The following is a 12,755-nucleotide window of genomic DNA, read 5'->3' as shown; positions in this document are numbered from 1 at the left end:
GGAACGTCAACGCCGTCGGCACCCGGGAGTTTGGACTTTCGCGGCTCAATGGCTGGCCTGCACGCTCCCCTACCGACGCTTCGCCGACATCCTCACGGTTGCCTGCGCACGGCTTGGGGCCGATGTGGGTTGCTAGCCCTTCATCGTGGGGGACTTTCACCTCCTACTCCTTGCCGGTCTCCCGGCGCACTGACGTATCCATTCCGATGCGAATAATCTGGTCCACGGACGGTCTCCTGTCTTTGAGATCGGCAACGACCTCATTCTGGCACAGCGATGCCGTAAGGGGGCCGTCCACCCCAACAAACAGCACCCGCTTGGCATTGCGGCCGGTGATCGGCACAACCGCCTGCCTGCCCTTGAGCGCCCAGGTCGCCCGCAGCGGCGGGAACAGCCGCAACAGCGTCCAATCGAGGCACAGCAGCCGATCGCCTCTGTGCCAGCCCGCCTTCAGACGTCGGGTGATCCCCCTCATATGAGGCCTATCGCGTCAAGGGTGGTGCGCAGCGACGGGATCGCTTGCAGACGACATCAGGATCGGCCTCGCGGTCAGCTGTGGAGCAAAAGTCCACATCACCTCATATCCGGTCGGCTCACCAGGAGCCTGCACCCATATCCCGCATGCACGGGTCAGTCTGCGAGGCCAGGAGGGATGGAACCCATCTTTTTGACGGCATCAAAGCCCTGGGGGGCATACGGTCCACATCCATCCTGCTTCGTCGCGAGCAACGCTGGTCACTACGCGTCGAACTCTGAGCTAGCCCTTGATGACCGCTCCTTCCGGCACCAGCCCTTGCGTCACATACCGCCACAGGGCGACCATCAACTTGCGGGCCAGAGCTACGATCATTGTGCGGCGGATGCGCCCCTTGCCGGCGCCGACGCGCTCCTGGAACCAGCGGGCCAGATCGCTCTCGGGTTGGTGCCGCAGCCACAGCCAGGCCAGCTCAATCGCGGTGCGGCGCGCGCGGGGGTTGCCGGATCGCTGAAGGCCTTGATCGCGGCTGACCGCGCCGCTGTTCCAGGGGCTGGAGGCCAGGCCGAGATAGCCGGCGATCTCGCGCCGGTTCTGAAAGCTGCGAAAGAAGACCTCGTCGGCCAGGATGCTGGCGCTGGTCAGGCCAATGCCGCGCAGCCGGCTTAGCTGGACGGCCCCGGTGGCCGCTTTCTCAGCGGCGTGAACCTGTTCGGCCTCAACCTCTGCAATCATGCCGATCACCTGCCACAAGCGGCGGCACTCCCGCTCGATCTCGGCCGTCAGGCAGGCGGCGAGAGCCCGCCCATCAGCCGTGCGCAGCTCTGCAAGCCGCTCGCGCCAATTGCGCCGCGTGGGCGCAAAGTCGCGGATGCCCTGGGTCATCAGCAATCCCTTGATCCGGCTCGCATGCTGACCCCGCTCGTTGACAAGCCGGGCTCGCTCCCGGCTGCGCCGGCGCTCATCCTCGTGCTCCGGACTGGGAACCCGCACCACGCGGCAGACCCGCGGCTCCCCGCGGTCGAGGGCCATCAGGGTGCGCAGCAGCGCCGCAGCATCGAGCCGATCTGTTTTGGCCTGGCGTGACCGGCGGTCGACCAGGATACTGGCCGCGTCCAGCACCCGGTTGTCGAGACCGGACGCGCACAAGAGACGATGCAGCCAGAACCCGTCATAGCCTGCCTCGTAGCACGACATCACGTGCACCGGACGCGCCAGGGCGGTTTGCGCCTGATCGCGCTTGCGGGCGATCAGCGTGAGCAACTCCTGCGTGTCGCCCCCAGCCAGGCGATGCAGGCTGACCTTGTCGGCCGCTGGCGAGTGGAGCGCGACAAGCCAAGTCGCCTTGCTCAATTCCAGGGCCACAAAAAGTGTGGCAGGCTTCTCGCTGACGGGCGGCAGAGCAACGGTTGAGAGGTCCATGAGGCGTCTCCAGGGTTCGGATGTCGGACCCCGAAACCCTACCCGAGTTCCGCTGTCCGTCGCCTCATAGGATCTTTTTTCTGCGGCAGATGAGCTGCGCGCTCGACATAGACATAGCGCGGCCGCTTCCAGCGATAGCCGGCCTCGTGCAGCCGCCGCCGCAGCGTCTGGGGGCTGACGGCGAGGCCCTTCGCGGCCAGGTCGTGCGCCAGCAGCGGCACCGTCCAGCTCGTGGCCTGGTAGCCGCAGCGGCGTGGGTCGCGGGCCAGGGCCGCCGCCAGCCGCCGCGGCGTGAGGGTGTGGTGAAGGCGTGGACGCCCGCTGCGCGGCCGGTCGATCAGGGCCGTGGCCTCATGCTGGTCTTGCTTCGCTTAAGATACTGCTGGCGAACGGGGTGGAGCGATTGAGGCAGGCTCGGCGTTCAGGCTGTAGGGGGCTTGGGTTCAGACCTGGAGGGTTCTCATGTCGCTCCGCCCGACTTTGAGTGGGAATGTCCCAGCGTCAACCGCAACCGTTGCCCGTGCGGCCTTTCCCCGTGGCAATCCCTATCTGCGCTTGCGTGACCACCTCGGGACGATTTTTACCGACGCCCAGTTCGCACCCCTCTTCGCCCCTTGCGGGCAACCGGCGGAATGCCCGTGGCGGCTGGCGCTGGTGACCCTGCTCCAGTTCGCCGAGAACCTGCCCGACCGGCGCGCGGCCGATGCGGTCCGCGGTCGCATCGACTGGAAGTATCTGCTCGGCCTGGAGCTGACCGACCCTGGCTTCGACGCTTCGGTTCTGAGCGAGTTCCGCGGCCGTCTCGTGGCCGGCGGCGCGGAGGAGCATCTGCTCGACACGCTGTTGGCGCTGTGCCGTGACCTGAAGCTGCTCAGTGCCCGGGGCCGGCAGCGCACCGACTCGACCCATGTGCTCGGAACCGTCCGTTCCCTGAACCGTCTCGAATGCGTGACCGAAACCCTGCGCGCGGCCCTGAATGCCTTGGCGATAGCGGCCCCCGAGTGGCTGCGCGCTGAGGCGGATCCTGCTTGGCTGGAGCGATATGACCGGCGGGCTGGCGATCATGACGTGCCGCAAGGCGAGACGAAGCGGCGTGCTCATGCCGAGCAGATCGGCCGCGATGGTCATCAGTTGCTTGCGGCCATCATGGCTCCTGGCGCTCCGATATGGCTGCGTCAGATCCCGGCCGTTGAGTTGCTGCGGCAGGCCTGGCTCCAGAATTTCTCCATCATTGGCGATGTCCCGGCCGCCGGATCTAAGGCCACTCCCCTGGTGCGATGGCGGACCGAACAGGAGGGATTTCCACCCTCGCTGTTGATGCTCGCCTCGCCCTACGATCCGGAGGTGCACTACGCCAGGAAGCAGTCCACGATCTGGATCGGCTACAAGGTGCATCTGACCGAGACGTGCGATGAGGGCGGACCACACCTGATCACGCATGTGGAGACTACGCCGGCACCTGTCGTTGATCGCGACGCGCTCGAAGACATCCATGCAGCGCTCGAAGCCAAGGGCCTGCTGCCCGGTACTCATCTGGCCGATGCCGGTTATGTTGCGGCCGACCAGCTTGTCGCCAGCCGGAGGAAGGGTGTCGCGCTGTTAGGCCCGGCTCCCAAGGACTACCAGTGGCAGGCCCGTTCAGGCGAGGGCTTCACGGTGCAGGACTTCCGCCTCGATTGGGAGCGGGAAGTGGCGACCTGCCCGGCCGGGCATCAGAGCAAGAGCTGGAGTCCCGACGACCATCAGGGACGGACCGCCTTCAAGGTTCGTTTCTCGACAACAGATTGTCGACCTTGTCCCCTGAAGACACAGTGTACCCGAAGCGGGCGGCGACTGCTCACGCTACGACCACGCGAGGAACACGAGACGCTGGAGGCGGCTCGCCAGCGCGAGGGGCAGCTTGCCTTCTCAAAAGAGTATCGACGGCGCGCTGGCATCGAGGGAACGATTTCGGCAGGCGTCCGGGTCATGCATCTGCGGCGCTCGCGCTATATCGGTCTCGCCAAAACGCACCTTCAACACGTGCTGACGGCAGCCGCCATGAACCTCATCCGACTCGGGGCTTGGTTTGCGGGCACGCCGCTCGCACGAACGCGGCAATCCGCCTTTACCAAGCTCATGATGGCTCCCATCCCAGCATGATGAATTCCTAAGAAACAACTACTGCGGTTGAGGCGGGCTCTGCCTTTTCCAGGACATAGCCGAGTGACTTGGCGCGGCGGCGGAGATTGCTCAGCACCCGCTGCCGGTAGCGTTCCTCGTAGTAGGACGCCCCGGGATCGGCATAGGTCATGCCGTGGCTCAGCGTGTTGTAGACCAGCACCGCGATCTTGCGCGCCGTCGCGGTGATCGCCTTGGCCTTGCCCACCCGCGCGGCGAGCCGCCGGTAGAAGGCGCCCAGCGCCGTCTGGGTGCGCCCGACCGCGCCCGCGGCCAGCCGCAACAGCGCCGCGACCCGGCTGCCGGAGCGGCGCGTGCGGCTCGACAGCACCTTGCCCCCGGAGATCTTGTTGTGCGGCGCGAGGCCGAGCCAGGAGGTGAAGTGCTGGGCGCTCGGCCAGGCCGCGAGATCCGTGCCGCACTCGCTGACCAGCTTGAGCGCCAGGTCGGGTCCAATCCCATCGATCTGGGTCAGGTCGACCCCGAGGATCGCATGCAGGGCCGCGCGCACCGGTACGGCCGGCTCATTGGCCTGCGGCTGCGCGCGACGGGGCAGCGGCAGCGCCGCCGCCGGAGGCGGGTTCTGGGCTTGCAGGCGCTCCAGTACGGCCGCAATGCGCTCGTCGCAGGCGGCCACCTTGGTCTGGTAGACCTCATACAGCTCCAGCGCCTGGGCCAGGGCGAAGACGTGCTCCTCCCGATCGTTGCCGACCAGCGCGGCGCGCAGAGTCGCAAGCGGGGTCTTGCAGCGCCCGTCGCGCAAGGCGGCCAGGCGGTCCGGATCGCGCTCGCCGGCGACAAGGGCCCGGATGATGCGCAGCCCCGTCTGGCCAGTGATGTCAGCCACCACGTGCTGGAGCTGCAGGTTCATCTGGATCAGCGCCTTCTGCATGGGCTGGATGTGGGCGGCGGCGGCTTCCAGGAGGCGCTCGCGCTGGCGCAGATAAGAGCGCAGCGTGGCGATCTCGCCTTGCGGGTGGAAGCTGGCCCGCAGAAGCCCGTACTCATGCAGACGCTGCAGCCACTGGGCGTCGCACACGTCCGTCTTGCGGCCCGGCACCTGCTTGACCTCGCGGGCATTGACCACCACCACGGCAAAGCCGCGCTGGGTGAGGATCTCGTAGAGCGGGATCCAGGAGACCCCGGTCGACTCCAGGGCCACCGTGGCGACCCTGCATTGCTCAAACCAGTCGGCGAGGCGCTGCAGGTCGCCCGTGAAGGTGCCGAAGGTGCGCACCGGCTCGGGATCACAGCGGAGCAAGACGGCCGCCACATGCATCCGGGCGCCGATATCAACGGCGGCCGCATGGGGGTGGACCGGGGCGAGATCCCGCTGCAGGCGGGATGGCGACTTGCGCGTCATGGCAGGCTCCTCCTCGAGACATCAACGGAGGGCGGGGCTGTGCGAGATCATCACATTCCTAACCGGGATCGCCTGGGCGTCACCACTCTCAAGTGCGCAGCAGCCCGTGGACCATGTTCGCCATCGGGGTTGGGACCACCACATTCACATCGGCCGCTCCCCTCCACGGTCGATCATAGGGCGCCCTGTTTCTCCCGCCACAGGCGGATTGAAAATCCGCGCCCGTTCGCCAGCAGTATCTTTTTCGATGCAAGTCCATGCTCAGCCTTGTACTGCATCAACCATCGGTGGACGCTGGAGCGGTTGACGCGGCAGCGGCGGGCCGCCTCCGCCATAGAATGCCCCTCGGCCACCAGCAGCAGCGCTTCGAGGCGGCGATACACACGAGCCTCACGGGCGCCAGCAAGCGCTGCGGCCAGCCGCTTGCGATCCGCCTCGTCGAGCCCTGTCCCGGGAGAGTGATCATGTCGTTGCATGCTCCCCAGGAAACACCCGCAGCCCTCGCGTTGCAAGACTTTCGGCGACCTACTTAGGGTGTGCGCCAGGGGGCTCCTACCGCACTGCATGTTGCCGATCGCTGGCGTGTGACCTGAGGGTTATTGGGAAACACACCTTCCTGATAACCCGCAAGGTCTGGTGATGGAGTATCCTATGAAGGACCCTTGTCCACGCAAGTGCTGCTACCCAGACATGCGAAGGAGCAATCCAACGTATGAAGCTCTGGGAACAACGGCCATAATCTGGGAGCACCGATCCGGAGGCGGCCCAGCAGAGGATGGGAGGCTGAACGCAAGTGAACGCTCGTTGTTAAGGTCCGGCATCGGCAACCGGCCTAAGGTGCTGACAGGTCGGCGCCAAAATGGCACGCAGGTCGGATCGTCGGTTGCCAGCCCCGACGACGGTGGCACGAAGACCTGTCGGACTATACGGCGCAGCCGCCCCATCCGTTTCTTCACATCAGACAACAGGGTACGCCCCATTCACCCCGTCTGCCGCAAAGCGACGGTATTCTGACCGCAAGGGAAGAGACGGTGAAGGGGGTAGAGGAACGGCGGAGAAAGCGAAGGCCATCTTGTAATGGGATGGACAGGGCCTCGGCAAGGAGGACATAACCCAGCCCGAAAGGGCGCAGACTTCCGCCATGGTCTCAACGGTCGAACCCTCTTGAGACGCTTGGGATTGCCGGAGACGTTGGATGGTACAAACCGAATAGACCGGTGAACGACGGCCGAGATCGGCGTGGTCCGAGATCAGTTGGACTGCAACGGAAGCCGTCGTGAAGCGCCTTCAAGGACGAATCTACATTGCCGCGGCGGCCGGGAATGGGCGGCAGGCCAATAACCTGCAAAAACTCCTGGTTCGCTCAACATCTGCGAAACGACTTGCGGTCCGCAGGGTCACCCAGCAGAACGCAGGCCGCAACACACCCGGCATTGACGGCGTGGAGTGCAAGACGCCTGAAAGCCGGATGAGGCTGATCAATGATCTGAGCCTCAAGAACTACCGTCCCCAGCCAGTTCGTCGGGTGTATATCCCGAAAGCGGATGGCCGGAGTCGGAAGACCGAGCGGGCGCTTCTTCCCATCTTTCTTGGGGATATACGTCCGTCTCGCTGGGGGCCATCGGTAGGCTTCTCGGCGCAGTGTGCCGATGATGCCGTCGATCTTCTCCAGTGACATGGCGTCGACGGTCTCAGCCGTGACGCCAGGGGTCATCGCTCCGTCGTTGCGGTGGATGCGCCCATAGGCGCGTAGGTAGAGGTCCCGGCTGTAGAGTTGCCGGTAGACACCTTCGAGTGGCAGGCCTCGCTTGCCACGATCAGAGTAGACGGCCATGACTGTTTCGGCGCTTGCCATTTCGGCTACCTCATAGCTTTGACCATCAAGGCACCTGCGGTCCTTCGCCATGTGGACGGCTTTCCCGTCCTCGAACTACTACGACCGCTCCGTCGCCATGGGCCTCGCGGCCGGTAGGCGATCCCGTGTCCGTGCGAGTCGAACGTGTTAGCGCGACGTAGGTCCCCCGTTCGTCCCCTTGAACAGCCTCATTGGCCGTCGTTCGGCAGGGGGAGTTTCGGGCGGCGAAACGTAAACCGTCCTATCCTGCCGACCGCGCCCTGACATGCCGTGGCGCGGGATGTGACGTTCCATCGCTGGAGACTAGGGTTCAAGCAATCCAGCCTTAACCTTATCGCGCAGGCCTTGCGGGGCGTTGGGTCTGGCATGTTCGCCCAGCCCCCGCTTTACCACCATGCTCTTGTCCCTTGAGGCTTTCGCCATCCGGTAAGGTGGTTGACCCAGAAGCATTTCTCCCGGCTCCTCTCATCTTGGATGAGGATTCGACTCGCCGTTTTCACGGCGCACGATTGCTCGTCATCCGGCTCAAGCCTCAGCCGCCCGATACCCGACCTGCTGATGGTGTTGACGGTGGCACCATCGATGCAGGAGGCGCAGGTTCCCCGTCTCGTCCCCGCCACCTGTGTGGCGAGGCTGGGCATGATGCACGTCCATCATGTTGATGTTCTCATCCGGATCGAAAGGGACACCACATGCGGCACAAGCATAGCCCTGGGCCCGCAGGAGCGCCTGCCGCCGTCTGGAGATGCAGCACGCCGCCAGTCGTGTCCGCCGCCGCTCGTCCCAGTAGGGTTGGGCGTCAGGATCAAGGGGCTGGCGCGCCCCTTGACCTTGATGTGGCGGACAATCTTGGTGTCGCTGTACAGGGCAGCATCGCCGTCCCTGGGATGGCCGCGTCAGCGAAGTTCCACACCCGCGTCCGGGTCGGCCTGAAGTAGCGCGCCTTGACCCATCGTCTGCTCTTCTGCGGGTGCCGCCGCCTGGCCCACGCCCACAGCATCTGCCAGACCCGATGATCGAGATAGGCAAAGGTGGTGGCGGAACAGGCGTGGCGGTAGTACAGCGTCCAACCCCGGATCATCGGAGTCAGAGCCCGCACCACCGCTCCGGCGGGAACCTGTCGATGGGCGTCGAGATACGCTTTGATCGCGCGCAGGTGTGCGCGGACCTTGGCCTTCTCGGGCATGATCAGCAGCTTCCCATTGCGGACCTTCCGGATTGTGAACCCAAGGTGCGCGTTCCAGGCGATTGTGATCACGGATTCCAGAGGATCGTGATCATCCGTTCCAGGGCATCGTGATCATGGTTTCCAGAGGATCGTGATCGCTCATTCCAGCGATCGTGATCGGTTCGTGGAGCCGTGAAGAGGTGCTTCCCGCTGGCAGTCCGCAACCCACGGTAATCTTGGCTTTTGCTCCCTGGCCGAGGACCAAGATGCCGACCGAGAGACTGTCGATGCGCCACATCCGTGAAGTCTTACGCCTGCACCACAGTGTCAGGCTCTCCCAGCGTGCCACCGCCACCAGCCTGGGCCTGGCCCAGGGCACCGTGAGCAAATACATCAACCGCGTCCGGCGGGCCGGCCTGACCTGGCCGCTGCCGCCCGAACTCGACGACGATGTCCTGTTGGAGAACCGGCTCTATCCGCCGCCCTCCGATCTCCCCGCCGAGCAGCGCAGTCAGCCCGATTGGGCGCTGGTCCATCGCGAACTGCGCCGGCCGGGCGTGACGCTCATGCTCCTGTGGGAGGAATACTGCGACAGCACGCCCGAGGCCTTCAGCTATTCCTGGTTCTGCGAGCGCTCCAAGGAATGGGCAAGCCGGCTCAAGCCCACCCTGCGCCAGGTCCATGTCGCCGGCGAGAGGCTCTTCGTCGACTAGTCCGGCCACACCATGGAGGTGATCGACGGGCTCACCGGCGAGGTCCGCCCGGTCCAGATCTTCGTCGCGGTGCTCGGGGCCTCCAACTACACCTATGCCGAGGCCAGCTTCACCCAGAGCCTGCCGGACTGGATCGGTTCGCACGTGCGCACCTTCGCCTTCCTGGGCGGCGCCACCCGCCAGACGGTCAGCGACAATCTCAAGGCCGGGATCACCAAGGCTTGCTTCCACGAGCCGATGGTCAATCGCACCTATGCCGACGCGGCACGCCACTACGGCACCGCCATCGTGCCGGCCCGGCCCTACAAGCCGCGCGACAAGGCGAAGGTCGAGGTCGGTGTTCAGGTGGTCGGGCGCTGGATCCTGGCCCGCCTGCGCAACCGCCGCTTCTTCTCGTTGCCGGCCCTCAACGACGCCATCCAGGATCTGCTGCGCGACCTGAATGAGCGGCCCTTGCGCGGTTGGGGCCGCAGCCGGCGCGAGCTGTTCGAGACGCTCGACCGTCCGGCCCTCCTGCCGTTGCCGGCCGAACCTTACGAGTATGCGGAATGGAAGCGCTGCCGCGTCGGTCTCGATGATCACATCGAGATCGCCAAGCATTACTACAGCGTGCCGCACAGCCTCGTTCGGCAGGAGGTCGAGGCGCGGATCACGGCGACCAGCGTCGAAGTCTTCTGGCGCGGCAAGCGCGTGGCCTCGCATATGCGCTCCCACCGCCCGCATCGGCCGACCACCGTGGCCGAGCACATGCCGAGTTCGCATCGGCGCTACCGCGACTGGACGCATGAGCGCATCCGCCGCGAGGCGGGCAAGGTCGGAGCCGACGCGGCCACCTTGATCGACGTCATCTTGCGCTCCCGGCCGCATCCCGAGCAGGGCTTCCGGTCGGCGATCGGCATTCTCGGGCTGGTCAAGCGCTATGGGGCGGAGCGGGTCGATGCGGCCTGCGCTCAGGCTCTGGCGATCAACACCCGGTCCTACACCTCCGTCGCCGCCATCCTGAAGAGCGGGACGCACAAGGCCTCTCAGCCGGCGCAGGACGCGCCGGTTCTCGTCCACGCCAACATCCGTGGCCCCGGCTACTACCACTGATCAGGAGATCCTCATGCTGCTTCATCCTACCGTCGAGCGCCTGCGGGCCCTTGGCCTGACCACCATGGCCGACACGCTGATCGAGTTGCAGAACAACCCCGACGCGGCGGCAATGGTGCCGTAGCTGATGGTGTTGGAATTCGGCGGAGCAGCCTCCGGTAGGTTGAGCTTATCGGTTCAAGCGGCGAGGTCAATCTGCTGATCGAGGGGCTTCATAGACAACGTCTGCCAGCCATCGATTTTGCGCATCGAGATTTGGCCGGACGCCATCAGGGCCCAGAATAGCATTGCCGCAGTGATCAGCGCGTCGGCCGCCATCGTGCGCCGCTGGTAGGCGCGCAGGGCCTTGCTCTTCCACTCCGCCGTCTTACCGTCGCCAGCCTCAAGGCGTGCCCGCGGCACCGCAATCTCGGTCGCGCCGAAGGTGCCCGTTAGCGTCCGTGTCCGACGGCCGTGGCGATGGCCGGCAATTCCGGCACCTTCATCCGCCGGCGGCCGGCCATAACGCGGACGGGCCAGCACCGCCTCCAACTCTGTCTCGAGCATCGTTTCGATGAAGCCGCGCACCCGCTCGCGCAGGCCTGCTTCGATCGGATCAAACCAGTTGTCGAAAAGATAGCTCGTCGCCTCATCCCCAGGATGATCGGCTTCGGCATTCATGGTACGGCTTGCCATGGCGTGGTCTCCAGTCCGGCGCTCTAACGTCGGATGATTCGAGGTTGATCACCCCGGAGACTACGCCAACCCTCAATTCCTACCACTCCTACGACGGCACCCGAATGGCTGCGGGAGGGCAACAGAACCGTGTTGCGACGACCGCTTGAATCCGGCAGCGACGGCTGCAGCTGAGGCCGGAACATCATGGCATGGGGCCGGACGGAGCGACATGAAAGACCTCCGGGATTGCGGTGCCTCCCCCGAATCCAGAATTCCGATCACGCCTCAAGGGCTCCAACCAATTCGCCAGCAGAATCTTTTTCGAAGCAAGTCCAGTAACCCCATCCGACACTATTCTGTCGCCTTTGTCGGGTCCGAGACACCGGTTTGTTGAGCCCGTCACTTGTTGCGCCTCAGGCTAAGTAGCTGAATAGCAATCGCAAAGTTCGTTCTTCGGTTCGATCCGCCAAATTGGCACGAGTATTGAAACTCTCTCGTCGCGGGGCGGCAGGAGCTGCCGACCGATATTCATGTCGTGGGTGACATCGCGATCGATGGACCGAAGGAAGGAGAGCAACATGTCAGGACAGCACCATCACTTTAAGCCGAGAAGCGCTCTTTCAGGCCCTCCCGGCCAGCCCTGAGCCATTGTAAGGACAGCGCCGGGGCTCCCGGCCGAGATGATCAACAAGGCACGTCGACCCGTTAAGTCGACAATGCCGCGCAGACGGATACTCAGTACGAGTTCGCATTCAAGGAGGAGGACAATATGCATGACACCACACTGCTCTCGGCCGCACGAGAGGTTCTATCCAAGACGCATTTAGTTCTTCTTGCTGGAGGCTCATCAACTGAGCGCAGGTGCTCACTTGAAACTAGAGATGCACTATTGCCATACCTGCAAAAGCTTTGCCGTTCAGTTGAAGTTGTGGACCCGAACGATGTAGACCACATGCTCCGCGCCGTCCGCCAATGCGACTTCGTGCTAGATGTTGTCAATGGCGCAGGAGGCGAAGACGGTACGATGCAGGGGTTCCTTGACATCCTGCGCGTTCCCTACTCCGGGCCATCAACCCTGCCCTCCGCAATCGGAATGAACAAAGAGATCTTTGTCTCCTTGCTTCGGGATTGGGGCTATCCAGTCCCACACGGCTGCTTAGTAACAGCCCTTGGAGATCCGCGCTCCTGGCCGCGCGAACTCCAGCAATCGCGGGTACTGGTCCTCAAACCGATTGACGAGGGGGACAGTCTTGGAATCAAGATGCTGGATGGCCAGGCTGCAGCCGTGGAGGCAATTACCCGAATCGAACCTACTGACCGCTCCAGATGGCGCCTTGAAGAATTCATTGAAGGGCCATTCGGTACCATCGGTATCTTTCAAGTTGGCACAGAGCTTGTCATCGGCGATGCCGTACTATTCGACCTTCCAGACGGCTGGCGCTTCTACGATGACCGGCTGAAACAGAAATTGGTCGATGAGCGTGCCTCATCCAAGATACTCCATGGACCGGCGGCAGAACGTATCCGCGATGATGCCCTCAGGCTTTATAGGCAAATGAACTACAAAGGGCTTGTACGCTTCGACTTTATCTATAACGACGGCGCCCCCGTCTATCTCGAGGCTAACACCATCCCAGCACTGGACCCTGAAAGCGATGCGGCACTCTCCTTCCAATCACGGTTCTCATTCGAAGATCTCCTCACACTGAGCACTGCTGCGCAAATTCCTGGGCAGCTAAAATGAGACCAAGGTTCAGGAGATATCCGGCACACTCCAGCAGCGCTCGCCAGCTAAGTACCGAAGAGGACCTAAACGCGGGTCCGCTTCAGCCGCATCGCGGCGAAGGCAA

General features: G+C 64.1%; 9 protein-coding genes and 4 pseudogenes. 4 read left to right on the top strand and 9 right to left on the bottom strand.

Translation table 11 applies throughout. The annotated features are described in order from the left end of the window. Positions 1 to 163 precede the first annotated feature (163 nt). The 3 genes from ACD578_RS26375 to ACD578_RS26365 all read right to left on the bottom strand — a co-directional run bounded on the left by ACD578_RS26375 (position 164) and on the right by ACD578_RS26365 (position 2,118). Complete coding sequence (locus ACD578_RS26375; RefSeq protein ID WP_404294826.1) at positions 164 to 475, bottom strand: hypothetical protein; 312 nt, start codon at positions 473 to 475, stop codon at positions 164 to 166. A 282-nt stretch (positions 476 to 757) separates the two neighbouring features. Further along, complete coding sequence (locus ACD578_RS26370) at positions 758 to 1,897, bottom strand: IS110 family transposase (protein ID WP_404294824.1); 1,140 nt, start codon at positions 1,895 to 1,897, stop codon at positions 758 to 760. 38 nt (positions 1,898 to 1,935) lie between these two features. Then, entirely contained in the window at positions 1,936 to 2,118 is a 183-nt protein-coding gene (locus ACD578_RS26365) for a winged helix-turn-helix domain-containing protein (protein WP_404294822.1), read from the bottom strand. A 241-nt stretch (positions 2,119 to 2,359) separates the two neighbouring features. Between ACD578_RS26365 and ACD578_RS26360 the strand changes: the two genes are divergently transcribed. Then, a complete protein-coding gene (locus ACD578_RS26360) occupies positions 2,360 to 4,039 on the top strand; it encodes an IS1182 family transposase (RefSeq protein ID WP_404294568.1) in 1,680 nt (559 codons plus the stop codon). A gap of 7 nt (positions 4,040 to 4,046) precedes the next feature. Here ACD578_RS26360 and ACD578_RS26355 read toward each other — a convergent pair whose 3' ends face one another. Together ACD578_RS26355 and ACD578_RS26350 are read right to left on the bottom strand one after the other, a co-directional pair. Further along, positions 4,047 to 5,420 (bottom strand): IS110 family transposase, encoded by a 1,374-nt coding sequence (locus ACD578_RS26355; protein WP_404294694.1) that lies wholly within the window; start codon positions 5,418 to 5,420, stop codon positions 4,047 to 4,049. A gap of 173 nt (positions 5,421 to 5,593) precedes the next feature. Further along, positions 5,594 to 5,896 carry a helix-turn-helix domain-containing protein gene (locus ACD578_RS26350; RefSeq protein ID WP_404294820.1) on the bottom strand — a complete coding sequence of 101 codons (303 nt, stop codon included), beginning with the start codon at positions 5,894 to 5,896 and terminating at the stop codon, positions 5,594 to 5,596. An 800-nt stretch (positions 5,897 to 6,696) separates the two neighbouring features. On the opposite strand from ACD578_RS26350, the pseudogene ACD578_RS26345 reads away from it, so the two are divergent. After that, positions 6,697 to 6,849 (top strand): annotated as a pseudogene (locus ACD578_RS26345) (reverse transcriptase N-terminal domain-containing protein); the annotation flags it as partial. A gap of 123 nt (positions 6,850 to 6,972) precedes the next feature. On the opposite strand, the pseudogene ACD578_RS26340 reads toward ACD578_RS26345, so the two are convergent. The 3 genes and pseudogenes from ACD578_RS26340 to ACD578_RS26330 form a co-directional block, all read right to left on the bottom strand. Continuing rightward, positions 6,973 to 7,275: pseudogene (locus ACD578_RS26340) on the bottom strand (maturase); the annotation flags it as partial. A gap of 525 nt (positions 7,276 to 7,800) precedes the next feature. After that, entirely contained in the window at positions 7,801 to 7,998 is a 198-nt protein-coding gene (locus ACD578_RS26335) for an HNH endonuclease (protein ID WP_404295606.1), read from the bottom strand. 82 nt (positions 7,999 to 8,080) lie between these two features. After that, positions 8,081 to 8,533 carry a group II intron maturase-specific domain-containing protein gene (locus ACD578_RS26330; RefSeq protein WP_404294819.1) on the bottom strand — a complete coding sequence of 151 codons (453 nt, stop codon included), beginning with the start codon at positions 8,531 to 8,533 and terminating at the stop codon, positions 8,081 to 8,083. A 176-nt stretch (positions 8,534 to 8,709) separates the two neighbouring features. Here ACD578_RS26330 and istA point away from each other — a divergent pair. Then, positions 8,710 to 10,248, top strand: a pseudogene (gene istA / locus ACD578_RS26325) (IS21 family transposase). A 306-nt stretch (positions 10,249 to 10,554) separates the two neighbouring features. Here the strand turns inward: istA and ACD578_RS26320 are convergent. After that, positions 10,555 to 10,908: pseudogene (locus ACD578_RS26320) on the bottom strand (transposase); the annotation flags it as partial. A gap of 766 nt (positions 10,909 to 11,674) precedes the next feature. Here ACD578_RS26320 and ACD578_RS26315 point away from each other — a divergent pair. Continuing rightward, a complete protein-coding gene (locus ACD578_RS26315; RefSeq protein ID WP_404294817.1) occupies positions 11,675 to 12,649 on the top strand; it encodes a D-alanine--D-alanine ligase in 975 nt (324 codons plus the stop codon). Positions 12,650 to 12,755: the final 106 nt, after the last annotated feature.

The sequence above is a fragment of the Microvirga sp. RSM25 genome, from assembly GCF_044784385.1.
In the GTDB taxonomy this organism is placed as follows: Bacteria; Pseudomonadota; Alphaproteobacteria; order Rhizobiales; family Beijerinckiaceae; genus Microvirga; species Microvirga tunisiensis.
This window is presented reverse-complemented; position numbering and strand designations above follow the sequence as displayed.

What these genes read in the sequence shown, in the direction of transcription:
- ACD578_RS26375 (WP_404294826.1), bottom strand. Translation starts at nt 475, where the DNA reads ATGAGGGGGATCACCCGACGTCTGAAGGCGGGCTGGCACAGAGGCGAT.
- ACD578_RS26370 (WP_404294824.1), bottom strand. Translation starts at nt 1,897, where the DNA reads ATGGACCTCTCAACCGTTGCTCTGCCGCCCGTCAGCGAGAAGCCTGCC.
- ACD578_RS26360 (WP_404294568.1), top strand. Translation starts at nt 2,360, where the DNA reads ATGTCGCTCCGCCCGACTTTGAGTGGGAATGTCCCAGCGTCAACCGCA.
- ACD578_RS26355 (WP_404294694.1), bottom strand. Translation starts at nt 5,420, where the DNA reads ATGACGCGCAAGTCGCCATCCCGCCTGCAGCGGGATCTCGCCCCGGTC.
- ACD578_RS26350 (WP_404294820.1), bottom strand. Translation starts at nt 5,896, where the DNA reads ATGCAACGACATGATCACTCTCCCGGGACAGGGCTCGACGAGGCGGAT.
- ACD578_RS26315 (WP_404294817.1), top strand. Translation starts at nt 11,675, where the DNA reads ATGCATGACACCACACTGCTCTCGGCCGCACGAGAGGTTCTATCCAAG.